General features: G+C 41.8%; 30 protein-coding genes and 4 pseudogenes. 7 read left to right on the top strand and 27 right to left on the bottom strand.

Translation table 11 applies throughout. The features are described 5' to 3' along the window. Nucleotides 1–35: 35 nt before the first annotated feature. The 7 genes and pseudogenes from BTW01_RS09335 to BTW01_RS09305 all read right to left on the bottom strand — a co-directional run bounded on the left by BTW01_RS09335 (nucleotide 36) and on the right by BTW01_RS09305 (nucleotide 3,839). Nucleotides 36–260 carry a YozE family protein gene (locus BTW01_RS09335; RefSeq protein WP_162102710.1) on the bottom strand — a complete coding sequence of 75 codons (225 nt, stop codon included), beginning with the start codon at nucleotides 258–260 and terminating at the stop codon, nucleotides 36–38. An 85-nt stretch (nucleotides 261–345) separates the two neighbouring features. Beyond that, nucleotides 346–426, bottom strand: a pseudogene (locus BTW01_RS09330) (YokU family protein); the annotation flags it as partial. A gap of 350 nt (nucleotides 427–776) precedes the next feature. Further along, nucleotides 777–1,115: pseudogene (locus tag BTW01_RS18425) on the bottom strand (aminotransferase class III-fold pyridoxal phosphate-dependent enzyme); the annotation flags it as partial. A 113-nt stretch (nucleotides 1,116–1,228) separates the two neighbouring features. Then, nucleotides 1,229–1,354: a YhzE/YjcZ family sporulation protein YoyG gene (gene yoyG / locus BTW01_RS09320; RefSeq protein ID WP_419724063.1), complete on the bottom strand. Its 126-nt coding sequence runs from the start codon at nucleotides 1,352–1,354 to the stop codon at nucleotides 1,229–1,231. Between the two features lie 68 nt (nucleotides 1,355–1,422). Next, nucleotides 1,423–2,202, bottom strand: coding sequence for a GNAT family N-acetyltransferase (locus tag BTW01_RS09315; RefSeq protein WP_162102709.1), 780 nt, complete (start codon nucleotides 2,200–2,202; stop codon nucleotides 1,423–1,425). Nucleotides 2,203–2,230: 28 nt separating this feature from the next. Beyond that, nucleotides 2,231–3,511 (bottom strand): glycosyltransferase family 2 protein, encoded by a 1,281-nt coding sequence (locus tag BTW01_RS09310; RefSeq protein ID WP_162102708.1) that lies wholly within the window; start codon nucleotides 3,509–3,511, stop codon nucleotides 2,231–2,233. A 63-nt stretch (nucleotides 3,512–3,574) separates the two neighbouring features. Next, a pseudogene (locus tag BTW01_RS09305) lies at nucleotides 3,575–3,839 on the bottom strand (protein CgeC). 205 nt (nucleotides 3,840–4,044) lie between these two features. Between BTW01_RS09305 and BTW01_RS09300 the strand changes: the two are divergent. The 3 genes from BTW01_RS09300 (at nucleotide 4,045) to BTW01_RS09290 (ending at nucleotide 6,916) form a co-directional block, all read left to right on the top strand. Next, nucleotides 4,045–4,446, top strand: coding sequence for a protein CgeA (locus BTW01_RS09300; RefSeq protein ID WP_162102707.1), 402 nt, complete (start codon nucleotides 4,045–4,047; stop codon nucleotides 4,444–4,446). Between the two features lie 6 nt (nucleotides 4,447–4,452). Next, the gene (locus BTW01_RS09295) at nucleotides 4,453–5,406 is read left to right on the top strand and encodes a CgeB family protein (protein ID WP_162102706.1); all 954 of its coding nucleotides are present in this window, start codon (nucleotides 4,453–4,455) and stop codon (nucleotides 5,404–5,406) included. Between the two features lie 484 nt (nucleotides 5,407–5,890). Then, nucleotides 5,891–6,916, top strand: coding sequence for an SDR family NAD(P)-dependent oxidoreductase (locus tag BTW01_RS09290; protein ID WP_162102705.1), 1,026 nt, complete (start codon nucleotides 5,891–5,893; stop codon nucleotides 6,914–6,916). A gap of 44 nt (nucleotides 6,917–6,960) precedes the next feature. Here the strand turns inward: BTW01_RS09290 and msrB are convergent, their stop codons facing one another. Further along, complete coding sequence (gene msrB, locus BTW01_RS09285) at nucleotides 6,961–7,395, bottom strand: peptide-methionine (R)-S-oxide reductase MsrB (RefSeq protein WP_162102704.1); 435 nt, start codon at nucleotides 7,393–7,395, stop codon at nucleotides 6,961–6,963. Continuing rightward, nucleotides 7,396–7,929, bottom strand: coding sequence for a peptide-methionine (S)-S-oxide reductase MsrA (gene msrA, locus BTW01_RS09280; protein ID WP_162102703.1), 534 nt, complete (start codon nucleotides 7,927–7,929; stop codon nucleotides 7,396–7,398). Nucleotides 7,930–8,060: 131 nt separating this feature from the next. On the opposite strand from msrA, the gene BTW01_RS09275 reads away from it, so the two are divergent. Continuing rightward, nucleotides 8,061–8,486, top strand: a complete 426-nt coding sequence (locus tag BTW01_RS09275) for a MarR family transcriptional regulator (RefSeq protein ID WP_162102702.1) — start codon at nucleotides 8,061–8,063, stop codon at nucleotides 8,484–8,486. Between the two features lie 49 nt (nucleotides 8,487–8,535). On the opposite strand, the gene BTW01_RS09270 is transcribed toward BTW01_RS09275, so the two are convergent. The 7 genes from BTW01_RS09270 to ilvA form a co-directional block, all read right to left on the bottom strand. Next, complete coding sequence (locus BTW01_RS09270) at nucleotides 8,536–9,873, bottom strand: MATE family efflux transporter (protein ID WP_162102701.1); 1,338 nt, start codon at nucleotides 9,871–9,873, stop codon at nucleotides 8,536–8,538. 71 nt (nucleotides 9,874–9,944) lie between these two features. Beyond that, nucleotides 9,945–10,139: a protein YpmT gene (gene ypmT, locus BTW01_RS09265; RefSeq protein WP_162102700.1), complete on the bottom strand. Its 195-nt coding sequence runs from the start codon at nucleotides 10,137–10,139 to the stop codon at nucleotides 9,945–9,947. Between the two features lie 12 nt (nucleotides 10,140–10,151). Further along, on the bottom strand, nucleotides 10,152–10,715 hold the full coding sequence (locus tag BTW01_RS09260; RefSeq protein WP_162102699.1) for a YpmS family protein: 564 nt from the start codon (nucleotides 10,713–10,715) through the stop codon (nucleotides 10,152–10,154). 9 nt (nucleotides 10,716–10,724) lie between these two features. Then, nucleotides 10,725–11,489 carry an SGNH/GDSL hydrolase family protein gene (locus BTW01_RS09255; protein ID WP_162102698.1) on the bottom strand — a complete coding sequence of 255 codons (765 nt, stop codon included), beginning with the start codon at nucleotides 11,487–11,489 and terminating at the stop codon, nucleotides 10,725–10,727. A gap of 77 nt (nucleotides 11,490–11,566) precedes the next feature. Next, nucleotides 11,567–12,148, bottom strand: a complete 582-nt coding sequence (locus BTW01_RS09250) for an SCO family protein (protein ID WP_162102697.1) — start codon at nucleotides 12,146–12,148, stop codon at nucleotides 11,567–11,569. 150 nt (nucleotides 12,149–12,298) lie between these two features. Continuing rightward, the gene (locus BTW01_RS09245) at nucleotides 12,299–12,550 is read right to left on the bottom strand and encodes a DUF2535 family protein (protein ID WP_162102696.1); all 252 of its coding nucleotides are present in this window, start codon (nucleotides 12,548–12,550) and stop codon (nucleotides 12,299–12,301) included. Nucleotides 12,551–12,636: 86 nt separating this feature from the next. Further along, nucleotides 12,637–13,905: a threonine ammonia-lyase IlvA gene (gene ilvA / locus BTW01_RS09240; RefSeq protein ID WP_162102695.1), complete on the bottom strand. Its 1,269-nt coding sequence runs from the start codon at nucleotides 13,903–13,905 to the stop codon at nucleotides 12,637–12,639. Between the two features lie 234 nt (nucleotides 13,906–14,139). On the opposite strand from ilvA, the gene BTW01_RS09235 reads away from it, so the two are divergent. Then, nucleotides 14,140–15,138: a sigma 54-interacting transcriptional regulator gene (locus BTW01_RS09235; RefSeq protein WP_162102694.1), complete on the top strand. Its 999-nt coding sequence runs from the start codon at nucleotides 14,140–14,142 to the stop codon at nucleotides 15,136–15,138. A 20-nt stretch (nucleotides 15,139–15,158) separates the two neighbouring features. Further along, nucleotides 15,159–15,800, top strand: coding sequence for a PAQR family membrane homeostasis protein TrhA (gene trhA, locus BTW01_RS09230; protein ID WP_162102693.1), 642 nt, complete (start codon nucleotides 15,159–15,161; stop codon nucleotides 15,798–15,800). A 31-nt stretch (nucleotides 15,801–15,831) separates the two neighbouring features. Here the strand turns inward: trhA and BTW01_RS09225 are convergent, their stop codons facing one another. The 11 genes and pseudogenes from BTW01_RS09225 to BTW01_RS09175 all read right to left on the bottom strand — a co-directional run bounded on the left by BTW01_RS09225 (nucleotide 15,832) and on the right by BTW01_RS09175 (nucleotide 24,241). Further along, the gene (locus tag BTW01_RS09225; protein ID WP_162102692.1) at nucleotides 15,832–16,452 is read right to left on the bottom strand and encodes a lysophospholipid acyltransferase family protein; all 621 of its coding nucleotides are present in this window, start codon (nucleotides 16,450–16,452) and stop codon (nucleotides 15,832–15,834) included. Beyond that, nucleotides 16,453–16,959: a dihydrofolate reductase DfrA gene (gene dfrA / locus BTW01_RS09220; protein WP_162102691.1), complete on the bottom strand. Its 507-nt coding sequence runs from the start codon at nucleotides 16,957–16,959 to the stop codon at nucleotides 16,453–16,455. A 17-nt stretch (nucleotides 16,960–16,976) separates the two neighbouring features. After that, nucleotides 16,977–17,108 (bottom strand): annotated as a pseudogene (locus tag BTW01_RS09215) (thymidylate synthase); the annotation flags it as partial. A gap of 82 nt (nucleotides 17,109–17,190) precedes the next feature. Next, nucleotides 17,191–17,724: a phosphatidylglycerophosphatase A gene (locus tag BTW01_RS09210; protein ID WP_162102690.1), complete on the bottom strand. Its 534-nt coding sequence runs from the start codon at nucleotides 17,722–17,724 to the stop codon at nucleotides 17,191–17,193. Nucleotides 17,725–17,741: 17 nt separating this feature from the next. Beyond that, nucleotides 17,742–18,356: a YpjP family protein gene (locus BTW01_RS09205; RefSeq protein WP_162102689.1), complete on the bottom strand. Its 615-nt coding sequence runs from the start codon at nucleotides 18,354–18,356 to the stop codon at nucleotides 17,742–17,744. A gap of 255 nt (nucleotides 18,357–18,611) precedes the next feature. Further along, nucleotides 18,612–19,385 carry a class I SAM-dependent methyltransferase gene (locus BTW01_RS09200; RefSeq protein ID WP_162102688.1) on the bottom strand — a complete coding sequence of 258 codons (774 nt, stop codon included), beginning with the start codon at nucleotides 19,383–19,385 and terminating at the stop codon, nucleotides 18,612–18,614. 41 nt (nucleotides 19,386–19,426) lie between these two features. Further along, on the bottom strand, nucleotides 19,427–19,861 hold the full coding sequence (brxA, locus tag BTW01_RS09195) for a bacilliredoxin BrxA (RefSeq protein WP_162102687.1): 435 nt from the start codon (nucleotides 19,859–19,861) through the stop codon (nucleotides 19,427–19,429). Between the two features lie 107 nt (nucleotides 19,862–19,968). Beyond that, nucleotides 19,969–21,645 carry a dihydroxy-acid dehydratase gene (gene ilvD / locus BTW01_RS09190; RefSeq protein WP_162102686.1) on the bottom strand — a complete coding sequence of 559 codons (1,677 nt, stop codon included), beginning with the start codon at nucleotides 21,643–21,645 and terminating at the stop codon, nucleotides 19,969–19,971. A 289-nt stretch (nucleotides 21,646–21,934) separates the two neighbouring features. After that, nucleotides 21,935–23,068, bottom strand: a complete 1,134-nt coding sequence (locus BTW01_RS09185; RefSeq protein ID WP_162102685.1) for a conserved virulence factor C family protein — start codon at nucleotides 23,066–23,068, stop codon at nucleotides 21,935–21,937. Between the two features lie 59 nt (nucleotides 23,069–23,127). Next, entirely contained in the window at nucleotides 23,128–23,745 is a 618-nt protein-coding gene (locus BTW01_RS09180) for an HD domain-containing protein (protein ID WP_162102684.1), read from the bottom strand. A 13-nt stretch (nucleotides 23,746–23,758) separates the two neighbouring features. After that, nucleotides 23,759–24,241, bottom strand: a complete 483-nt coding sequence (locus BTW01_RS09175) for a glutathione peroxidase (protein ID WP_162102683.1) — start codon at nucleotides 24,239–24,241, stop codon at nucleotides 23,759–23,761. Nucleotides 24,242–24,545: 304 nt separating this feature from the next. Between BTW01_RS09175 and metA the strand changes: the two genes are divergently transcribed. Continuing rightward, on the top strand, nucleotides 24,546–25,451 hold the full coding sequence (gene metA / locus BTW01_RS09170) for a homoserine O-acetyltransferase MetA (protein WP_162102682.1): 906 nt from the start codon (nucleotides 24,546–24,548) through the stop codon (nucleotides 25,449–25,451). Nucleotides 25,452–25,555: the final 104 nt, after the last annotated feature.

Raw genomic sequence — 25,555 nt, 5'->3', positions numbered from 1 at the left:
ATCCGCAGTGATCCAGTGATCTGCGGATGAATCAATTATTTGCCGTGCACTTCTGCCTCGTATCGATCCCAAGCTTCATCAAACGTCATCATTGTATGAAGATAATCAGCATTCAGCTCTAAATATGAACTGATTTCATGATAATCGGTTGAGGTTTTCGGAAAGCTGTGATCCTCATACGCCTGATTGGCAAATTCACTGATGCTGTCCTGAGGTTTCGGGTGTCTGTATTTTAATAAATAGTGGTAAAAGGATTTCATGGGTTTCCCCTCCTGATGTCTGTCTTTTGCTGTTCTATTATACAGTTCAAGTGTAAAATTACAACAAAAGAATACCGAACACCTTTTAGAAGAAATCAAAATAATTGCGTTTCAGAATCCTTTCTATCCCCATGAGCTGCTGATATGTCAGGCTTTCAGGCAGTTTTCCAGCCCATGTCTGCATCTGCGTCTTATTCTTCATATTCATTTCTGTTCTTTCATAGGCACCCGCCAAGTGTCCACACCCTTTTGTTTCACTTTAAGCGGATAACTAAAACACCCCTACTCTAATGTCGGATAACAATCATCCATCTTCAAACTTGAAGGTGTTTTTTGTGCATCTTATTTATAGGTTAATCCCTCATCAAGGTGCTCCTTTTAAAATTGAGTTTAGCGAAGAAATAAAATCAATAATGAAAATTAGACAAACCCCATTTATGATTAGCGTCACATTTATAAGGTTAATCTAACTCAATACACTGAACTTTTTCCGCTAAACAAAAGATAGATTTTTCATTTTCTTTTTACCTGCCAATATTGAATGGAGATCTTCATAGCGTTTTCTAGCACTTCTAATTCGCTGTTGACAAAAAGACCAGTTGACATCTCCCCGCAACTCCTGCGCCAAGAGAGCAGCCAATTGCTCGGCAGGCTTGCTCGCAAACTGAGAGCAGCAGACAAAAGTTACTTGATCAAGCTGCTCTTCAGCTTCTCAGTCATATCCCGGCCCCCGTGGCCAATATTGTATGTCACCGCACCTGATGAACCCTCAAAATATCTTTTTCCGGCCTGATACATATGAATCTTTTGATAATTAACCGCCGATAGCCGAAGGTTTATCAGATAACTGCTCATACTCCCACCTTTTGATCTATTGTATGAGTGTCCAAATGGCGTCATGACGCCCCATGCCAAAACTTCTCCATCGAAAAAGAGCCCTTCTGGAGGAAAGGCCCTTTTGCACACTTTTAGCAAATGAAAGCGGCTCCTACAATAATTAATAAAATGAACAAGACAACAATCAATACAAACGTATTTGTCCCGCAGCCAAATCCGTAACCGTACCCAGGATATCCATACATGCTGTTTTCCATCCTTTCTTATCACGATATATGGCATGTTATGCGGGCCAAGTCCCAAATGGTTTGTGCAAACGCCTATTTCATACAAGAAAATAATGAAAAACAGTATGCATCCGCTCATATTTTTTAAACAGCAGCTTTTCGTAAAAATGGGTTGCGCCATCAGTGCTTGTAGTCACTAAATAGGCAGCTTCCATTCCTAGCGATTTGGCAATTGACAGCATTTCTTTCACTAAAATACCGCCGTAGCCCTTCCTTTGAAACTGGTCCAAAATAGCCACTTCTTCCATTTTAGCCGTTTTTTCTTTCGGATGAATGAACAGCTCACCGCACCCGATAGGAAGCTTCTGCGACTCATCGCTGTAACAAACAACAAGGATGATCGTCCCTGATTCATAAAAAGGATATTTTCTTTTTATTTTTTGTTCAGCGAGCGCTTCTCCTATATAAATGGAATCATAAATTTTCATAATAGATGATCCGTCGCTAAGACTTTTTGCCGTTCCCCATGCCGTTAACGGATGCCCAACCTGCCCTTTCCAGTCACGAAGCTTCATATCATATAACAGCTCATCCTCGACGACAAACCCGCTTTTGACAAGCGATTGCTTTAAACCGAGCGGAAAAACATGCTGCGGCGACGCTTTTAAATGAAGATAATTCGCATCAAGCAGCTTTGGTACGGAGGGCAAAAAGTTCAGTAGCCGCTCCAATGGAAATGTATCATGAAGCTGCACAAAGTTATGAGAAAAAATATGCGGAAGCTTCGGATCTCTATAAATGCTGTAATGCTCAAACAAAGCCGATTCAGACGTTAACAATATATATTGATGTTCCGTTTTTGCATAATGACCTGTCATGAACGTCTCCTTTTTATGACCTATGCCTTTATTCAATTGCAATATTCAATTTCTTTATAATCTCATCGTACACCGGATAGTACGGCTTTCCAATTATAAATTCCCTAATATTTAGGGAAGAAGAGGGTATTGGCTTCTGATGTAAAAAGAACTTCCTTGCTACTTGTTTACTAATCGGATGATAAACGCCGTTTAAAAACAAAAATGGCTCACGTTCTATGAAAAACAACCTTCGCCCAGGCGGGTTTTCAATCAATTCAGAGCGTTCCCGCATAATCGGCAGCCCTTCCGGCATCATCTCTAGTTCTTCTTTTTCAATTGTCAGTATGTCTTTTCTTTTAAATTGATAAAACTGAAAAGCATACTGACCGACAATCCGCCTTTTTTTTCCGGATTCGATATAAAATATTTCGGGCCGGTCAGCTTCCTTTACTAAAATGTAATTCGGAATGTTTAAAATTTCCCCGGTTCTATATTGGAATAAATATGGGTCCGGAACCGCCACAGTACGATTTAGATACAACGGACACCATCTTTCCCCGACAGGATGCCTTACACCCTGCTCAAGAAAATACACCTGTCGATCTGAACCTTTTACAAAAGAGCCGTCAATCAAATCGGCGGGCAGAAACCGAGAGGCATTTTGAAATGAATCAGGGGTTTTATAGGTTGTATCTAATACTTCATTTATCGGCAGAAATGGGGCAAAGTTGTTGATTCTGGACCAAAAAATTGAGTCCCCGTGATTCCAATGCTTCATATCATCATCCCAATAGCTTCCATATTTATGTTGAATACGATCAAGTAACGAACGGCGGTGCATAACTGAGCAGTGATCGACTTGAAATGCAGCCTGATCAAGTATTGCATCGGCATTTCTATAGAAATGTGAGATTTCTTCTCCCCGTTCGTTTACATGTACAACTTTCTGTTTTGAGTAGACCGCCTGTGCCTCAGGCTTATCTGAAAACGTCTGCACCATCCGGCTCAGCCTTTCAGGATGATAAACAGTGTCATCGGTGAGATAGGAAATGTAATCGCCATCAGTAAATGGGAGTGCATCATTAATTAATGTGGCATAACGGGTTGTTTTTAATCGTTCTGCAGGATGTATAAAACTGTTTTGATAACGAATGCGTTTGTCATGAAGATACCTGTGAATCACCGCGGTTGTTTCTTCATTAGAATGATCATCCATGATCAAAAGCTCCCACAAAGCATAGGTTTGCTTTATGACGCTTTCAATCGCTTTTTGCAAATAATCAGGTTTGTTGTAACTAGTTAAAATAATAGACACTTTCTCTCCCACCTAAACAGCCCCCATCGTCAAACATAAAAACGGCTCCGCAGCAAGCAGAGCCCCTGACATCATTTAAAAAGCACCCCAATTTAACGGGTTTTGAAAAACAACCACATCTGTCAGAATCTCTTTTACGATGACGTTTTAAAGCCTATTCCATTCGGCAAATGAACTGCTGAAACCGGTACGCCAAGTTTTTTTGTAAGTACGAGCTGGCGTCTGAGATCAGATGGATTTCCTTCAGAAGATGACTGACGCATGAGCAAAATCAGCAAAAGCAAAAAAAATGTAGTTTATCTTGGTTTTCCTCTTAATTCACGTGTTGCTCTAAATCCAAACATGCCCTCTCCCTTATCCTTATACTCTATTTCATAATATGAACTGACTTCGATTTATGGCACGGGCTATGTCTACTCTTTTAAAATATCAGCATTTTTCTTAAATATATAAAAATAGATCAGGTACGGCGTTCGGCTCATACGAAATGGCTGGCTGAGGAATATGATTAACGTGAGTTCACTATTGAATAGGAGGTGTATGTAATGAGCTCTGAAAACGCACAGTTGAAAAAGGATTTGATTAAAACTCTTTTAAACCCTTTATTTCCAACTGCAACAGAAGGAGGAGTAAACGTGGATAATCATCTTAAAGATATGCTTGAAGCTGCCATTGACCAAAAAATAGATGAAAAAGAAACTGCTGCGGCAGAATCTCTTTTAGACCCTTCCCTTCCGCCCAGATGGATTTTTGCCAGAACCACGCCAGGCACTACAATCAGTCTTGTAACTGATTCCGGTGACATGATCGGACCGGTAGTCTTCGTATATTTCGATCAAGTTCACGGTATCGTATACGTCACACAGGAAAGCTCCGTCACTCCGGCAGGTCAAGCTACAACATTAATTGATGTAGACAAAGTAGAAAGCGTTACATTCTTTTCCTAACATCTGATGAAAATTTTATATATCCAGTCGGGATACGGAGGGATTTACAATTATTTTGATCGCTGGGCTGCAGAAAGTTTTCGGACCACTGATACAGAGTATATGTCCGCAGATACACCGGAAGCAGAATCTCTAATGAAGATCGAAGCATTTCAGCCAGACCTCGCACTCATGATGGTTGGAGACCGCGTTCCTTACGACTGGCTAACCTGGTTAAAGAGTAAGGATGTGCCCGTGTATGTTTGGCTGACCGAAGATCCATTTTATATAGATATCAGTCTTCAGGTGATAAAGCATGCTGACGCCATATTAACGATTGATCAAAATGCCGCTCTCTATTATCGGGAGCGTGGCTACCAGCATGTCTATTATATTCCGATTCCAGTTCATCATCGGCTATTTAAAAAAATGGACACAGAACACTCTTTCCATTCAAATCTGCTTATCATCGGCTATCCTTACTCTAATCGGGTTCAGCTTATAAAAGAAACGGCACATCTGCCTTACACGGTGCGAGTAATCGGCACGGAATGGAGAAAATACCTGCCTAAAAAAGTGCTCAAACAGCCGCATATCGATGTCATCAGCACATGGATTCCACCCGAACAGACTGTTCATTATTATAACGGGGCAGATATCGTAATCAATGCACATCGACCTTATCATTTCCCTCTCAACAAAAATCACATTCGCATCAAAAATGCTAGTTTAAATAACCGAGCGTTTGATATCGCTGCATGTGAAGCATTTCAATTAACAGATTTACCCGCGGCTTATCCTTATTCATCCTTTATTTCTTATCACAGCCTGAACGACTTTAAGGAAAAAGCCGAGTTCTATATCAACCATCCTGAAGAACGGCATAAAGCAGCGGCAGTCAATTACAAAGAAACCGTACCCGCAAATACATTTGATGCGCTTCCTGCAAAGATAAAGGCAATTCACCTGGAACTTTCTTGAAAATCGTTCATTTTATGGACGATTTTTTATCTGTCTCTGTTTACACTATGCCTTTAAAAGGAGACTCCCCATTCACATGATGAGCTGTAAGAAAATGGTGTCAAGCTAGGCAATAATCCCGCGGCGTTTACCAACATTGTCACTTGGTCCCCGTTCCTTTATTACTGTTATTTCCATTTTAAAATATATACATTGTTTGACAGAGAGACCTACCCTATTTAGTGTTTCTAATATCATTCACTTTTGCCGGGTGCGTAGGATGACTTTGTCGATTTGTTTTTGAGGCGCGTCATATTATTATATTGAACATTTAGCATACAGTTTATTTAGTTTAATTGATTCTGCCTGTGTCTTTGTTATTCAAAAGAACACTCTATGACATAATCATTCCCCTAAATTTTGTTTTATTGGTTGCTATCATTAACTCAGAAACAAAAATGAACATATGATGCATGGTAGAGAAACGAGAGTTGGAGGATAAGCCATGTCTAAACAGCAAACAGCAGAACTAAAACCATTTTTCCATAACAAAATCGTTTTAGTCACTGGCGGAACGGGTTCAATTGGAAGTCACATTGTCAAACGCCTTTTGTTGCTTACTCCAAAACAGGTGATTGTATTCAGCAAAGACGACAGTAAGCAGTATGTCATGAGTCAAAAATATGCGGAAGATAAGCGGCTTTCATTTGTACTCGGAGATGTGCGTGATCATAGAAGAGTGAATCAGGTGATGAAAGGAGTCGATATCGTCTTTCACGCAGCTGCACTGAAACAGGTTCCCACCTGTGAAAACCATCCATTTGAAGCCATCCAGACCAATCTCATCGGCGGACAAAATGTAGTGGAGGCTGCCCTTTTACATCAAGTGCAGCATGTTATCAACATAAGTACAGATAAAGCTGTATCTCCTGTGAGTACAATGGGTGCTACGAAGCTGTTATCTGAAAAGCTGTTTCATCAAGCAAACTGCCATATTCAAAACAGAGGAACCGTATTTTGTTCGGTTCGTTTTGGAAATGTTCTCGGCTCAAGGGGGTCAGTCATCCCTATTTTATTTGAACAAATGATGGAAGGTGAACCGCTGACCATCACGGACAAAAATATGACCAGATTTTTCATGTCAATAGATGACGCAGCTACACTAACATTGCAATCAGCTGCTATTACCAAAGGCGGAGAAATTTTTATTTTTAAAATGGAATCATTAAGACTTGAAGAATTGATTCATGGGTTTGAGGAATATGCATCAAAGCACGGACTCCCTCGTCCAGCCGCAGTAAAAGTCGGCAAACGCCCTGGTGAAAAGCTTCATGAAGAATTAACATCTCCCCATGAAATTGAATCACTGTATGAATGGGGTGATCTTTATGCAATCCTTCCCGAGCCGGAAAAACATCCCGATTTTCGCAAAGTCACTCTTCCCGGATATCAATCAGATCAAGCTCCGCTTATTACAATAGACAGGATTGCCCAGATCATTGAAGAATTGCATCAAGAAAAAAAGGCATAAAAACAAGCCTGTCTATCCAGTAGGCAGGCCTGTTTTTTTGCATCTTATTTATCAAAGAGATGTAAATAGTTTTCGTATCCTTCTTCTTTCAGCTTCTCTTTCGGCACAAATCGCAGCGCAGCTGAATTTATACAGTAACGAAGCCCGCTTGGCCCCGGCCCGTCATTAAATACGTGGCCAAGATGAGAATCAGCAGTGCGGCTTCTCACTTCTGTGCGAATCATTCCGTGGCTCGTGTCTAACTTTTCTTCTACTTCTTCTTCTTCAATCGGCTTTGTAAAGCTTGGCCATCCGCAGTGGGAATCAAATTTATCTTTAGATGTAAACAGCGGCTCACCGGACACAATGTCTACATACAGCCCTTCTTCCTTATGATCCCAAAATTCATTTTGAAACGGCGGCTCCGTGCCGTTATTTTGCGTCACCTCATATTGCATCCGGTTTAGTGACTGAATTTTTTCTTCTTTATGATTCGCCATTTACTTCGCCCCCCAATGTTCGTTGATAAATCCGGCACGTCCAGAACCTGTTCGGTAGCGCTGATAATGCCCTGGATTTTTTTTATAAAAATGCTGATGGTAGCCTTCCGCTTCGTAGAAAGGTTCAGCTTTTAAAATATCTGTTACAATAGGATCTTTAAAGATTCCGCTTTCCTCCAGACGCTGCTTGGAAGCTTCCGCAAGCTCCTTTTGTTTATCATTATGATAAAAAATAGCGGCACGGTAGGAACTGCCCCGGTCAGCAAACTGGCCGCCGGCATCTGTCGGATCGATTTGCTGCCAAAATAATTCAAGCAGTTTTTCATAAGGGAACACATCGGGACGGAATGTGATTTGAACGGCTTCACGATGTCCTGTCGTTTCACTGCACACTTCTTCATACGTAGGGTTTTCAGTATGGCCGCCTGTATACCCGGACACCACTTTTTCAATTCCCGGCTGTTCGTCAAAAGGTTTAACCATACACCAAAAACAGCCTCCTGCAAATGTGGCGATTTCTTTTTTTTCAGACATACTGGTGCCTCCTTTGTTAATACGTGGTATTATTATATTATAGCATGTAAAAATAGAATGAAAACGATTCTGCTTTTCATAAAAATCTATAGGTTTTAAGCAATATGCTTATGTAATGGAGGTTCACAAATTTGAAAGTAAGAACACAGATGATGTACGATATGGAAACTTTACTTCGTAAAGTCTTTAAACAAATACGCAATGAAATCAATGAGATTCTAGATAAAGAACTGTCACGGAATGAATTCACCATTTTGCGAATTCTCAATGATCAAGGCCCTAAAAAAGTAACCGAATTTGCGCCTATTTTAGAGGTTTCGGCAAGCCACATTACGGCTGTAACTGATGCGCTGGTCGAAAAGGAATGGATTACGAGAATCAGATCGAAGGAAGACAGACGGATTATCCGTATTCATATCACCGAAGCAGGCGAAAAAGTCCTCCAGCATTTCAACGAGAAAAAAACAGAATATTTCTTTAAACGTTTTGACTGTTACAGTGACGCTGAACTAGCCTCATTAATTGAGCTTTTCAGCAAACTAGATAAAAACCGTTAAAAAAAGCACATACCTCCACACAAGGGTATGTGCTTTTTACAGCGCTTCCTTATTTTTCAGTAAACAGTTTCATTGTTTTCCAACGACCGTATCTGTAATACAAAAATGCTGCACAGCTGCTTAATAAAAAACTCATTCCGATTCCGAGCCCAATTCCTTTCTGTCCAAGCCATGCTGAAATTAGAGCGGTGAACGGATACCTCAACACCCAAAACGATATTACGTTTAAAACTAAGACCTGCATCATCGCTCCCGCAGCTCTGACAATTCCGTTCAGCACGAAATTAATCCCAATAAAAGGATAGAAGAAAGCAATCCACCGCAAATATTGTTCACCAAATGCAATCGCATCTGGCTCGCTGATAAACAACTTCATGAGCTCTTTACTAAATACCCATATCATCACTGCAATCACCAGCATGCAAGAAATAACAGCTATCACACTTAGTCTCGCAATTGCTCCTACTCTTTTATCGTTCCCTATTCCGATATTTTGACCTGCCATACTGTTAACCGCCGTACCGGCTGCCATAGCCGGAAGTGTGATGATGCTGTCGAGCCGTTGCACCGCGCCAAAACCTGACACCACGTGCTCTCCGTATGAATTGACAACACTCATAATCGCCATCATTCCGCCTGTAATAACCATCATCTGCAGGCCTGCCGGAATCCCAAGTTTCAAAATCAGCGCGGACTCTCCCCATTTGGGCATTCGCGGAATAGAAAATGGCACAAGCTTGTGTTTGATGACATAAAACAATCCGTACAGAAACGCAATGCCTTGGGACAAAATCGTCGAATAAGCAGCTCCCGCTATTCCCATACGGAACACAGAAATAAAGAGCGGTGCCAATACCGCATTCAGCACAACGGCAAACGCAATAAACCGGAGAGGTGTTTTGCTGTCACCGAGCGCCCGCAATACAGTACTAATAAAGTTATAACCGAACAAAAATAAAATACCGATAAATTGAATCTGTAAATAGGTCTCAGCCAGCGGTATCATCGACTCAGGCGTTTTCAGCAGACGAAGCAAGGGATCTGACAGAAAAAAACCGGCCGCTCCGAATCCGATGCTTAAACCTGTTAATAAAACCACAAAAGCGTTAATATACGACACCATTCCTGTTTCATCATCTTTCCCCTTTTGCTGTGACAAAATCGTTAATGTCGCATTATTAAGGCCCAAAATAAAAGACAGCACGGTTAAAACAATTGTGCTTGATACCGCAGCTGCCCCAAGAGCCTTTGCCCCCAGTAAATTTCCAATCCACAAACTGTCTATCAATTGAAAAGAAACCTGCAATGCGTTCCCCAGCATAATAGGTGTTGAAAATAGCACAAGCTGTTTCAGTACGTTCCCTTCTGTAAAATCGTATGCTTTCATTTTTTCTCCTTATGTTCTCAAATTTTCATCTGGCCGCATGAAAAAAGAGACGTTGTTTCATGTCTCTTTTTTCATGATTTATCCGTTTTTTTTCGGTCTTTCATACCGAATGTAAGCACCATCACACTTAGGAACAAGGTACAATAGGAAATATTCAAGTACATTTGGTCCATGTTTTCAGCGGCCAGATGATGATATGCAAGCCAGCCGAAATACAGAGAAAATGTAAAGGATAATAAACTGAAATACTGATAAATACGTTTCATTTTCAGTCACCTCTATTGTTTAGGATGGTAGTAGGAAAACTCAATTTCATCTTTTTCTAAATTTATTTTATCCGCTTTGACATACATTCCATTCGTTAAAGGCATTTCTGACAGACGAACTTCAATGCTTTTATCACCGGGATGGACATGCACAAATGACGGCAATTCGTAAAAGCTGCCCATATAATTTAACACAAAGCTAATGGGAATACTCAATTTCCCTAATGAAAATTTCGTCACATTCAGCTCCACATCTCCATTTTTTTTCACGGTCGGTTCGAAAGCGACAAACGCATCAATGGATGTCGAAAAAGCTTTTATTTTCCCTGCGACATGAACATCATCCTCAATCTCTACTTTATAATCAAGCTTGTTTGATGCTTTGTCGTTTAAATATGAATTGATAAACGCAGCTAATGATTCTTTTGTGCTTGTCACTTGAAATCCGTATTCGCTCTTAGTTGATTCTTTCACCTGTGCTTGTTTTCCCGGCAGCATAACAAGGACTGTAAACCCAACAGCCAGGACAATATTGATTGTAAGTAATATAAAAAACAATCGTTTCCATATATTCATGATGTCACCCTACTCTTTCGGTAATCCTTCTTTTTTTATGGCTTGATAGACACGCTTCGCGATAAGGGAATAACCCGTACCATTAGGATGAAAATCATCGTCCTCAGAAATTCGGCTGCTGTCACTTTTTTTATTGAACAAGTCTTCAATATGAATGATTTTTGCATGTTTATCTTTTTTCAGCTCTTTTTCAGCAATATGATTCCAATCAGTGACGACTCCGTTTATTTCATTTAATTCAGATAACGTAAACGTAAATGGATTATACATGCTGACATAAATGAGCTCAGCGTGATCATTCAGCTTTCGAATTTCAGAAATAATTTTTTTAAAGCGCTTTTCGTACGGCTTTTCCGCTTCCTGAAACGGTTCAATGGTTAATTGCAGAAAGTTTTGGCGAAGGACTTTCATCAAATCATTACCACCAATTGTAAAAAAGACATAATCTGCGTCCTTTATGCCTTTTCGAACCTTTTTATCTTTTAGTTTCTCTAACAAATCGTCCGAACGGTTCCCTTTCACGGCATAATTTTTCACGTCTACCGTTTTGACTTGTTTATCTGATCGGATAGAATCCGCAACATTGCCAACATATCCCTTTCCTTCGAGATCTCCGACTCCTTCTGTCAGCGAATCTCCTACAGCTGCAATGACAATGTGCTCTTTCGTTTTCGGTTCATGGGCTTGTTGTTTTCCCTCAGATGCTGTACGTATACCCGTACAAGCAGTAAGAAGCAAAATCAAACTGGCCATGAGTGTTATGCGCAGCTTCAATCTTGTTGCTCCTTCCCATTCTACTAGTGGAAAGTGTATCATGTTTTAGCAGATTTGAAAATGCCTAGTCTGCTAGCTTACTTGAGTACACTGGCTGTTTTCACATCGTCAATAATGTCACCGTAGGGTGTATTTTCCACTCCATTATAATCTTTCAGCACCTTGCCGTCCGGTCCTACTAAATAAAAGGTAGAATAATGAATGACTTGGTCCTCTCCCTCCGGCTTTTTCACAATCGCTTTAAAGCTCTTAAGCGCGAACGCCTCAATCTCACTCTGGCTGTACCCCGTGAGGAAATCCCAGTTATCAAACGATAATGGGTAGTTTGCAGCAAATTTTTTCAGCTGTTTCGGCTTATCATTTTCTGGATCAACGCTAAATGATACGATACGGACATCTATCTTCTCGGCTTCCAGCTTTTTTTGGAGCTCGGTCATATGAGCGGTCATCGGAGGACAAACAGTCTCACAGTTGGTGAAAATAAAATCCGCCAGCCATACTTCTCCTTTTAAACTCTCTAAAGAAACGTTCTTTCCATCTTGATTTTGAAAGATAAAGGGTTCCACCTCATAATTGAGCGGATCTTTAATCTGTTGTCCTCCGCAGGCATACAAAAACAGTACAAACAGTCCTGCCGTTAAACCCTTGATCACTTTCATGACTTTCACCCTTTCCAGCCAACATAAAAGCGTTTTTTCGAAATCAACCTTGCCTGCTTGCGTCCCATGTTTGTATTCGATATTGGGCAAAAAAATCCTGCATGCCCCCCAATCAGCAAATTGAGGAACATACAGGTAATAAACGGCATATTAAGCGTTGTACTTTAACGCCTCTTGATGAAAAACAGCCTGATAATCTGTCCATTTCATTCGGCGCTTCATATAATGTCGGAAAGAATACACTTTTGCCCTGCAGTTTGATGAAAACACTTTTTTTAAGTAGATTTGCAAATGATGATGTAACATAAAGAAATAGTGCTCATCTTCCTTTAATACAGGTATTTCTGTCACTTTCACCTGAATCCCATCACTGCGTTTGAACTCTAGGCTTTTGAGTAACAAGCTAATCAATCCTCTTTTTTGTTTTTCTTCTATTATATACAATGCCAGCCGGGCTGTCTGTCATTTTACGCGGTTCAGCAAAAAAATTAGATCAGCAAATGGAACAAATCCTCATCCTTATTTACCTCTACATAATGAAACGGTTTTCTGTTCATCCGTTCAATCAGCGGTCCATAGTCTTCCTTATTTTGCAATTCGATGCCGACAAGGGCAGGTCCATTGCTTTTATTATTTTTTTTCGTATATTCAAATCTTGTAATGTCGTCATTAGGTCCGAGGACTTCGTCAAGAAATTCACGGAGCGCCCCTGCTCTTTGCGGAAAATTGACGATAAAATAATGCTGAAGTCCTTCAAAAATCAATGACCTTTCCTTCATTTCCTGCATTCTTCCGATATCGTTATTGCCTCCGCTGACCACACACACCACGTTTTTGCCCTTAATTTCTTCTTTGTACAAATCAAGCGCTGCGACAGAAAGAGCTCCAGCCGGTTCAGCAACAATCGCACATTCATTATATAATTCAAGAATGGACGTACATACTTTTCCTTCAGGTACGAGGAGAATGTCATCGACGACAGATTCCAGCGTTCGGAACGTTTCCTCCCCAATTTTTTTCACAGCTGCTCCATCGACAAACTTATCAATTTTATCAAGGGTGGCAACATGCCCGGCTTTGTTTGATTCAAAGTAGGAGGCCGCACCCGCCGGCTCAACGGCAATTACCTTTGTAGCAGGAGACACATTTTTCAAATATGTACCTACACCTGAGAGAAGTCCGCCCCCTCCGACACTCGCAAACAGAAAATGCGGCTCCGTATCAATGTCGTTTAAAATTTCGACCGCCAGCGTCCCCTGTCCGGCCATCACATCGGGATCATCGAAAGGATGGATAAACGTCCGGGATTCCGCCTCGCAGCACTCAACAGCGCTTTTATACGCATCGTCAAACGTATCACCTGTCAAAATAATATCGATAAACCCTTTTCCGAACAGTTCAACTTGAGACACTTTTTGTCTCGGTGTTGTAGACGGCATAAAGATTTTCCCGTGAATGCCAAGATATTTACACGAAAACGCCACGCCTTGGGCATGGTTTCCGGCACTCGCACATACAACTCCATTCTCAGTCTGCTCGCTGGAAAGCTGTTTGATTTTATGATAAGCCCCTCGGAGCTTAAATGACCTGACAACTTGCAAGTCTTCACGTTTCAAATAGATATTGCATTCATATCTCTCCGAAAGTCTGTCATTTCTTTGCAAAGGTGTATGGATCACAACATCTTTTACATTTTGATGCGCTTTTAAAATGTCTTTCACTTGAATGAGAGAGTTTTCTTTAAGCAACGGTTTCATGTACAGATTCCTTTCTTATTTTAAATCTCTATTTAATATGCCATTATAACATGAATATTCAAAAAATAAGATAGTTATTTTTATTTTATATTTCAAAAATACAGATTTCTTACGCAATATCTGTGTCTGTGGTGCCTTGGAATGTCTAAGAAAAAAAGAAGATCGGAAATAAAGGATGTTTTCAGCCAAATGGCATGATATAATAAACCAATTAGAACCAAAAGGAGCCAATTGATGAATACCATACTACTATCCAGCGCATTTCAACATCTAATTGGAGAACATCAAACATTCCTGGAAGCGAAGCGAATCGCCAAGCAGTTCTCATTATCGGAGTTTCCAGTTCTGATCACAGGAAAAATCGGAACAGGCAAAAATCATTTTGCACAAGCAATACACCAGGAATCTTCGAGAAATAACGAATCCTATATTAGCATCAATTGCAGCACACATACTGAAGAAAGCCTTATGCATGAGCTTTTTGGCCTTAATGGACACTCAGGTGCATATCAAAAAACGGCGCGAGGAACCCTATTTCTTGATGAAGTTTGGCGCATGCCTGCTTCTGTACAGGCTGAACTGCTAAAAGCACTTGATTCAGACACAGAGAAACCGCGCTTGATCTGTGCTTCCACAGTTAGATGCGCAGATGGTCAAACTTTCAGGCAAGACTTATTTTACAGACTGAATATTTTAACATTCACACTGCCCGCATTGTCTGAACGTAAAAGCGATATACCGCTTTTGACACAGTATTTTCTCTCAAATTCAGGGCAGCAAATGTTAATCGATCCCTCAGTTTTTTCGCTGCTTGAGCAGCACCCATTTGAAGGTAATGTCCGGGAATTAAAAAACGCCGCACATTATATGGCGGCAGTCTCAAACGGGGGAACGGTTCATCCATATGACCTGCCGCCATATATGAGGGACGCTATAGACGAAAAAGCATCGAAGAAAAAAGTGAAGCTGCTGACTTTAATGGAAAAAGCTGAGTTTTTGTTTATTTTGGAAACCATAAAAACATTAAACGAAAAAGGAGAACCGGCCAGCAGAAGAATCATATCGGAACACAGCAAAAACAGCAAAACCTCGTTAACTCCGCAGCAGGTCAGAAGCCGTCTCGATTACTTGGAGAAAAAAGATTATCTTACTAAAAGCCGCGGGCGCGCCGGCACTAAAATTACATTAGAGGGCCTGAGTTTTTTAGAAACCCTGAAACATCAAATAATCTAGAGATTGAAAGGAGAATGCACTTGTTTACAATCAAAGAAGAGATCGCCAATGCAATTACACATGGCATCGGTGTGATCTTGTCTATACCAGCATTAGTGTTTTTGATCATATTTGCGGCTCATTACGGGTCCGCATGGGATATTGTCAGCTTTACGATATTCGGTGTTTCCATGCTGCTGTTATATTTAAGCTCCACACTGCTTCACAGCATCACACATAAAAAGACGAAGGATATTTTAGAGATTATTGATCATAGCGCCATTTACGTACTGATCGCCGGAACCTACACGCCTTTTTTGCTGGGGCCGCTAAAAGGCACACTCGGCTTCACTTTGCTGATTATCGTCTGGTCTCTTGCCCTTGGCGGAATCGTCTTTAAAATTTTCTTCGTGAAACGCTTTATCCTATTGTCAACCTTCATGTATTTGATCATGGGCTGGCTGATGATGATTGCGGTTAAACCTTTATATGCTTCGCTGAGCGGAGCGGGATTCGGCCTTCTTTTTCTGGGGGGCGTTTTATACTCTGTCGGAACGATCTTTTACATTTGGAAAAAGATCCCCTTCCATCACGCCATTTGGCACAGTTTTGTATTAGGCGGAAGCGCTGCGATGTTTTTCTGTGTCCTGTTTTATTGTGTAAAGGTGCCATTCATTTCATAGCAAAAAGCGCAGTCTTAACGACTGCGCTTTTTTATGCTCTTAATTGTTTTTCATTTGCAGGTATCCAGGCTTTTGAAAAGGACAATTCAATATCTGCAGACTTTAACCGTTTAAAGAACGATCCCTTTAGCAGATCTTCTGTTCCTTTCGTCTCCACCATTACCAATGGGAGCTGATGGCGGCTTGCAAGCGCTACAGGATCTATAGGACCATTTAATGAAAGAATCAGACTTTGTCCTTTTTCCAGCTGTTTCGTCACATCTTCATATACCTTTTCTGAATCGCCGTCTGAGATCACATCCATCCGATCTAGCCATTGCCCGACAAAAGGCAGGCGAAATGCTTTTGGCTTGGCAATAAAGCCGGCCGGTTCCTCAATATATCCAGCAATTAAGGCCAGTTCCGTCACATGTAAACGGGGATGCACATACAAAACAGGACCGCGCGGTATTTGCTCAGGCTGATGGATCGTCACAACTGAACCGGTAATGCCGATACAGCCTTCCAAAAACGCCTTTGGCCGCTCATAAACAAGCGTCATCTGTTTTTTGTATGAAAGACGAGGGTCAAGCATCCTTTGATTAAATAATTGTTTCATATGTTTCAACAGCATATATACAATATAAACGACTAGCAAATTGTAGCGGAGCAATTAAAATCCTCCTGATTCAGAAGAATTCTTTTTTTCATATATCAGAAATTCGTAATCGTAAGGGTTTTTTTCATCCTTGATTCCCTTCTCAGCTGAAACCAGCTTCCAATCGGTCTCATCGAATTCGGGAAAATGTCGGTCGCCCTCAAACTCGTGAAGAATTTTCGTCATATACAGTCTGTCTGCATAAGGAAACAGCGCTGTATATAGCTGAGCCCCTCCGATCACAAAACATTCCTCAGAGTCTGAACATATGTCCAGTACATCCTTTATCGAACTGACAACCGTGCATCCCGGAAATTGTGAAGCCGGCGCTGATGTGACGACGATATTTTTCCGGTTTGGGAGCGGCCGTCCAATCGATTCATATGTTTTCCTGCCCATCATGATTGAATGCCCTGATGTTACTTTTTTAAAATACGCAAGATCATTAGGCAAATGCCACGGCAAATCATTGTCTTTGCCGATCAGCCTGTTGGCATCCATCGCAAAAATGAACGAAATCATACGCTGATCACTCCTTTTATCGGAAAGCCTTCCTGTAACTGAAATCTCATTTGATATCTGAAGGTGCTGATTGTTCCAGTGCCTGTCCGATCTCCCTTTTTTTCACCATGCTCTACGACATGTCTGCATAACTCCATATATTGTTTCATTTTTTTCATCCTTTAAAAGTAATCTTCTAGTAGTGTAACACAATAAAAAATCATTTCTGAACCCAGAAATGATTTTTTATTGTCACCTAATGAGTGGCTTTTCATCTTGTTCTTTTTCTTCATCTTGCAGATCCTGATGTGTATGGGCAATTCTGCTCGCCGCCGCTGCCGCAAGTGCTGCCACAATATCATCCAGAAAGGTATGAATCCCGTCCGGACTTTCATCAAGTTCCTTAATAATACCAACTTTCTCTTTATCCAAATAACCGAAGTTAGTTAAGCCAATCGATCCGTACACATTGACGATTGAAAGAGGGATAATTTCATCTATGCCGTAAAGCGGTTCATCCGTCTCAACAAGATGCTGCAGCGGTTCCGGAAGAAGTTTCTTCTCGGCGAGCTGATCAAGTGCAAGGCCTGTCAAAACAGCGTGAACAATTTCACGTTTGTGCAGCACTTTTTCTACATTCTCCATACATACGCTGAGCGGCAGATTTGGAGTGTATTTTTCCTGAAGTTTTTGAACAATCTGCGCAATATCTTCTATCATAACACCGCGTTTGTGAAGCATATCTTTAGTTATATCAACCATTTCATTCATTGTGTACTTTTTCATGTCTAATGGCATCTCCTTTACGCACTCATCCAGTTGGGAGGCGTGTTGCGGTCCCAGTAAATGCTCCCAAGCTCATGATGTGATTGAAATCTATCTTCTGCTGAATGATAGTGAAAATTAAACCAGTAGCCGTCGTGAGGCGGATGATCTCTGCGCACGTGAAATCTAAGGAGGTCTTCTCCAGTCTTCCGATTGTAAACGTTGAATATTTTTTCCGTTTTGCCCCCTGAAGGCGTGCTCGAGATCACTACATCTTGATATGCCTCATTATCTTGCAATGTCGTTAAATAATTGCTTATTACATTTTCAATTTGCGGCAGAATCTCTTTCCGATAGTCATCCTCAATGACAGTGGAGATTTTGCTGCCGAATTTCAAAAAAGACTGGTCCTCAGCACTGTCAAGGAGCTCTTCCTTGTACAATTGAAAAAGCAGTTCAGGGTCTTGCCTGTCTTCCGATTTATCATCATCGTACAGCACATGCTCATCATAAAAAGCGGTGTAATCACTCTGCTCAAGACTGCTCGGCTGTCCGGAGGGCTTGTCTGCCATAAGAGCAGCCGGAGGAGATACGAGCCCGAATGTTACGATGGTAAATAAAACCACAAGAGTCTTTCTCATCCACAATTTCATGACTGCTTATTCCTCTCTGTATTATTTTCACTTTTCTCTTATTTTAGCACACCCTAAACATGCAAGTCATGTAAGATATGAAACTGATATGTAAATTAGGAGATTCGTTACTTTGCACTTCTTGTAAAAACGCTTACAATGTTTTGTGAAAGGAGGCTTTCTGCATGATTGACGCTTTATTTGCCACAGTTTCACTCTTAACATTGTTATACTTTGTCGTCATGGAAGTCACCGACTGACAGAAAGCCCGTGAATTCAATCACGGGCTTCGATGACACCATAATGAAAAAGCGCTGTTTTTCTTTTCATGACGTTAAAGCCAAACTGTTCAAACCGCGGGCTTTTCCAATGGTCTTTCAGCACAACTCTTTTTCTGGCAGCGCGCACCGCTTCTTTGATACACTCTTCATGTAAAACTGAATCTTCTGCCAAATCCCGTAAAGGTGCGATGCCGTCAGATGTCTCTACAGGCTCATGAAACATCGGATCAAAATAAACCACGTCAACCGAGTTGTCAGGAAGCTGCTTAATGTATTTAAATGAATCTCCATGCTTCACTTGGATTCTTCTCATTGCAGCCTGAAGCTCTTCTATCTTCGTTTCCCATGAAAGCAGTCCCAACTTCACCAACGCGGAGACAAGACTGCTTTTTTCAATCCCGATCACTGAACCTGTTTCGCCTACTGCCATACTTGCAATAATGGCATCTGAGCCCAGCCCGAGTGTGCAATCTAAAAACGTATCTCCCTCCGATAAACCAGCTGCCTGAAGCAACGGCTCCCGCTCGCCCCGTATGAAGCGTTTGGCTCTGAACATTGCTGTATTCGGGTGAAAAAAGAATTTGGCACCTTGTGTCGTATAAAGTTCAAATCTCTCTTTGCCGACCACAAGCAAATCGTGTTCAGCTAACTTCAGCAGATTTTCAACCGTTTGTTTATTTCGGCTGCAATATGGCATATGCAGCTCTTTTGAAAGCTGCTTTGCGGTTTTTATGGTGTGTTCAGACGGTCTATAGCTTGTTGTTATCATCTTTTGTACTCCCAAAAAGAAAATGCCCGGAAAACGGGCATTTAGCAGTGTGCATCAAAGGCAGCAGTCAAATTTTTCTTGATTTCTTCCATATCGTGTCCTTCAATTTCGTGACGCGGAATGAAATGCACGACTTCTTTTCCTTTCAAAAGAGCCATAGACGGTGAAGAAGGCTCCTGGCCGGTAAAATATTCACGCATTTTTGCAGTGGCTTCTTTATCTTGGCCCGCAAATACCGTCACCGTATTGTCAGGTGTTTTGTCATGCTGGAGAACTGCCTGTGTTGCCGCAGGACGTGCAAGGCCAGCCGCACAGCCGCACACAGAGTTAACGACGACAAGAGTTGTGCCCTCTGCCTTCTCCATAAAGTTTTCTACTTCTTCCGCTGTTGCTAATTCATCAAAACCTGCTCCCGTCAGCTCGCGGCGCATCGGCACAACAAGCTGGCGCATGTATTCTTCATAAGCCATTGACATAAAAAAAAGCCCCCTCTAGTATCCTTCATATGAAGTAAAGGATACTATAGAGAGGACTCGATTTCAAATGTTCACACCTTAAAATAGAAGAAAGTGTTCCCCGCTGCCTAGATTTTCATAATACCTCCGGTGTTGGCGCTTGTCACAAGTTTAGAATAACGTGCCAAGTAGCCAGTTTTCACTTTCGGTTCAAAACCTTTCCAGTTGGTTTTCCGCTTTTCCCACTCTTCCTCCGGCACTTGCACATCCAAAATACGTTTTTCAATATCAACAATGATATGGTCTCCATCTTCAACAAAGGCAAGCGGTCCTCCCTCAGCGGCCTCTGGTGATACGTGGCCGATTGAGAGTCCTCGGGAGGCCCCGGAAAAACGACCGTCCGTGATCAGAGCTACTTTTGGCCCAAGCCCCATTCCAACGATTTGAGACGTAGGCGCCAGCATTTCCGGCATGCCAGGTCCGCCTTTTGGTCCTTCGTATCGGATGATGACAACATCGCCTTCTTTGACTTTCCGGTTGATAATACCGTCAAGCGCCTCATCCTGAGAATCAAATACAACAGCCGGCCCTTCGTGTCTCGTGATTCCGTTTTGTACGCCGCCTGTTTTAATGATAGCGCCGTCCGGAGCCAGATTACCGAACAAAACAGCGAGACCGCCCTTTTCAGTGAATGGCTGATCCAGCGGATGGATGACGTCATAATCCTTCACTTCATGTCCGGCAATGGTTTCTCCAAGTGTTTCCCCTGTAACAGTCAGGGCATCTAAATGAAGTGCTCCTTCTTTCTTGGAAAGTTCATTCAGAGCCGCTGACACGCCGCCCGCTTCATGAAGGTCTTCAATAAACACATCTGAAGCAGGTGCCAGCTTAGCCAAATGCGGCACGCGCTCAGCAACTTCGTTGATGCGTTCTAAAGAGTATTCAACACCGGCTTCATTTGCAAGAGCTAGCGTATGAAGAACGGTATTTGTTGAACCTCCGAGCGCCATATCGAGTGCAAATGCGTTATCAATCGCCTTTTCAGTAACAATATCACGCGGTTTGATATCCTTGCGAATGGTTTCCATCAATTGTGCAGCCGATTTTCTGACAAACTCTTTGCGTTCTGGCGATGCCGCGAGAATGGTTCCATTGCCCGGTAAGGCAAGTCCAAGTGCTTCGGAGAGACAGTTCATTGAGTTTGCCGTAAACATGCCGGAGCAAGACCCGCACGTTGGGCATCCAAACTGCTCAAGCTCTTGAAGTTCATTTTCGTTAATTTTTCCGGCTTGGTAAGCGCCTACCCCTTCGAATACTGAAGAAAGGGAGATTTTTCGCCCGTCACTAGTTCTTCCTGCCGCCATCGGTCCGCCGCTGACAAAAATCGTCGGAATGTTGATTCGCATTGCAGCCATAAGCATTCCCGGCGTAATTTTGTCACAGTTCGGAATACAGACCATTCCGTCAAACCAATGTGCGGATACGACCGTTTCCACAGAGTCAGCGATGATTTCACGGCTCGGCAGCGAATATCTCATACCGATATGCCCCATTGCGATGCCATCATCTACTCCGATAGTATTAAATTCAAATGGCACACCGCCGGCTTCTCTGATTGCTTCTTTTACGATTTTCCCAAACTCCTGCAAGTGAACATGACCGGGAACGATATCAATGTATGAATTACAAACCGCAATAAACGGCTTGCCGAAATCCTCTTCTTTTACACCTGCTGCACGAAGCAAACTGCGATGCGGAGCTCTATCAATTCCTTGTGTGATCATGTTACTGCGTAATTCTGCCATGGTGATCCCCCTATATTCTTTCAATTGTTAGATTGGATTTTATTTTAAAAATTTTCAGTTTATTTCGGGCTGATTTTGCAATAGATGAAATACAGGGCCGCCCTCGCCTTAGTTGTTTTCTTCATGTTTTTATATTTATATAGCTTTCTGTCGATGTGAACCCTCCAACTATTAATATTGTTACTTACTATAAATAGTTTTCGGGTATTTTTCAACAATATTCGCAATAATTTTTATAAAAAATCAATTCACATAAAAAAGACGCATCATCTGCGCCTTTTTCTTTTTATTATTCGCCTTTTTTTCTGCTCTCTGTCATTTGTTTCCAAACTGAACCTTTTGCTTCTTCTCCATGCTCAATACGTTCAAGCGCCATTTTCACCTGAAGGCTGACCTCAAATTCGGGGTCATCTTCGGCAGCTCGCAATGCTTCAATTGCACTTTCATCGCCGACTTCGTATAAAAACATAGCCGCACGCCAGCGAACAAGCTTGCTGGAATCGCTTAACGACTTGATCATAGCGGGGATGGCTTGCGGATCACCTATATCAGACAGGCAGTCTCCGGCCGTTCTTCTGACTGAGACAGCTTTATCTTCAAGCGCTTTATACAATAAAGGAAGAACATCAGGTGTTTCAATCATTCCTATATACACAACAGCCTGCCTTCTGATGGATACTTTCGGATCATCCAACGCCTTCTGTAAAACCGGGATATCCTCTTCTTTCGGATCCATCTGTTCGAGGTGTGCATAACGCTTTTTCCAGTCTTCTTCATCAAGCATGTCAAGCGTTACTTTATAGGTTTTGCGCTGTACAGCTTGTTTTGCTTCTCCCGTTCCTTCAGCAACAGCTTCTGCCAGCCGTTTCAGCCGTTCATCACTGTAAGCAGCCTGAAGCTCTTCTGTCACGTCATGACCGATTTCATTAAAATCGCCGAATCTCACACCTTGCTCCTTCCAGGCCCGCTCAAACACAACGTTTGACGATTCAGACCTGAGTTTTAAGATCGCCTGCTGAAAGCGTTCAGGTAAGCCGAAGCGCTCTTCCCGCTCCCCATCCGTCAATTTGACCTGCATAGGAATGCCGCTGAACATCTGCACAAAAACTTTCACCTCTCCAAAAGATTCTTGCTCAGAGCGGTTTTCTTCTTTGCTTTCAGCGCTTTCCATCCCAAATGCAGTGCGGACTTGCGGTAAAATGTCTTTCCAGTCGTATCTCGCATTCCGTTCAACAGCAAGAAAATCAGCGACATGGTATACCCCTTTAATACCTTCTATTTTAAGGATTTCCGCTATAACTGGCGGTGCGCCTTCTGCTTCATCCTGTTTATAGTTATTGCTTTTGCCTGCCGGAAGCTCTTCTGTCAGGATGACCTTCATCGTATTCGGGCTTGGCGTAGGTTCAATTGATTTTATCTTCATGATCGTCCTCCTATAGCATATCTGTGACTTATTCTATCATAGTCGCTCCAAGCCTTCTATTACGACGTTTTGGCATCTATTCCAGGTGCATCTTTTTCTAATTGGCCGATAAACTGCACCATAAAATCATGTCTTTCTTCTGTCAGGTCCCGTGCAGTTTCTGTATTCATCATACCTTTCAATCGAAGCAGCTTATGAAAAAAATGAGCATAGGCGCTTTGATCATCACCGTAAAGACCGTGTCCTTTTGCCCCAGCAAACATAAAAGCTCTGGCAATACCTACAGCACCGATCGCATCAAGCCTGTCAGCGTCCTGCACAACCTTCCCTTCAATCGAGAGCGGCTCGCCATCAAGCTTTTTTCTGTCCCGAAAAGACATCCTTGTGATGATGTGAATCACTCTGTCAGCAGCCTCTCTTTCGATTCCGAAAAAAACGAGCTGATTATATACTTCACCTAGAGAAAGCCTGACCGTCTCAGGGAGTTTGTCATCAATCACATCATGAACCAACGCTGCTGTTTCAACAATGAGCAAATCCGCGCTCTCTTTTTCTCCAATATACACAGCAAGTTCTGCCACTCTTAATACATGATGCCAATCATGCCCAGCGCTCTCACCCGTTAGGACAGATTGAACCCATGACCTGATTTGCTCTTTGTGCTTACATCCCTTCATAAAATCACCCTTTTTATCGCCCTAATTGTTTTATGATCACGTCTTCCAGTTCTTTCGGATTTGTATTTGGAGAATAGCGGCCAACAATCACTCCGTTTCTGTCCACAATAAACTTCGTGAAATTCCACTTGATCGCCTTAGTTCCAAGCATCCCTTTCGCATGCTCTGTCAAATACACAAACAGGGGATGGGCGTTTTTTCCATTCACTTCTACTTTCGAGAACATAGGAAACGTAACACCGTAATTTGTTTCACAGAAATTCTGTATGTCTGTCTCGTCGCCAGGCTCTTGGTTCATAAATTGATTACAGGGAAACCCTAAGATCTCTAAGCCTTCCTGCTGATATGTATCATATAACTCCTGAAGCTGCTTAAGCTGAGGAGTAAAACCGCATTTACTCGCTGTATTCACGATCATTAACACTTTACCGGCAAAAGGCTGAAGTGTCATGTCCTTCCCTGTGATTGTACGTACCTTCATCTCATATATCGACATATAAGTCCCTCCTATGTCCCCCTGCTGATGATTATTTTACCTTTTTTATATTTCAATTCAAAATGCATGTGACCCCCAGCTCTTCATGAGGCTCATTTTTTATCTCTTTCTATAAAACGCTCCAATCCCCTTCTGTAATCCCGATGGAAAATTATTTTACGGTGAAACCAAAAGGCGTATCTATGCGTTTTATTTAAAGAGTTTTCTGTTGTTTCTCCCCTTAACACATATAGATAGATTGAAAATTGGCGTGAAAATTCCTATAATGAAGAAAATCAGACGGGGAAATGATGGGGGTGGCACGTTGCCTATAAATATACCAACACACCTGCCGGCAAAACAGGTGCTTGAGAGTGAGCATATATTTGTAATGGATGAAAGCAGAGCATTTCATCAGGATATCCGGCCGCAAAAAATTATCATATTGAATTTGATGCCGAAAAAAATCCAAACAGAGACTCAGCTTCTCAGATTGCTTGGAAATTCGCCTTTACAAGTTCATTTTACATTTTTAATCCCAAGCACACACACGCCGAAAAACACTGCAAGAGAACACCTGGACGAATTTTACACGACTTTTTCCAATATCCGTCACAAGAAGTTTGATGGCATGATTATCACTGGTGCGCCGATCGAGCATTTGGCGTTTGAAGATGTTTCTTATTGGGAAGAGCTCAAAGAGATTATGGAGTGGAGCAAAACAAATGTTACTTCAACCTTGCATATTTGCTGGGGAGCTCAAGCAGGTTTGTATTATCATTACGGAGTGGAAAAAATTCAAATGCCGAATAAGGTCTTCGGCGTGTTCGAACATACAGTTCTTTCAAAACATGAAAGATTGGTAAGAGGTTTTGACGAGCTATACTACGTGCCGCATTCCCGGCATACAGATATAAATATGGAACAGCTTCAAGCAGTGCCTGATTTACATATTCTATCCGCATCAGAGGAAGCTGGGGTTTGCTTAATTGTGTCAAAAGACGAAAAACAAGTATTTTTAACAGGGCACCCCGAATATGATACAAATACGCTTCTTCAAGAGTATGAAAGAGATTTGGAACGAAACCTTTCTACTGTCGAGGCGCCTAAGCACTATTTTGCAAAAGAAAGCAAAGAGCCAGTGAATCGCTGGAAAGCGCATGCGACATTATTGTTTATGAACTGGCTGAATTATTACGTTTACCAAGAAACTCCTTATGAATGGGACTAATTTTCTTTTATAGTGATACGCTGAGCAAAAAATATGATAAAATACATCTGATTCAGTCTGCCTATAACAAAAATTTAACATACTGGGATCCAAATCTTTTAAAA

The sequence above is a fragment of the Bacillus sp. SKDU12 genome, assembly GCF_010093085.1.
Classification (GTDB): Bacteria; Bacillota; Bacilli; order Bacillales; family Bacillaceae; genus Bacillus; species Bacillus mexicanus.
The sequence above is the reverse complement of the archived record's forward strand: the minus strand, read 5'-3'. Positions and strand labels throughout refer to the sequence as shown.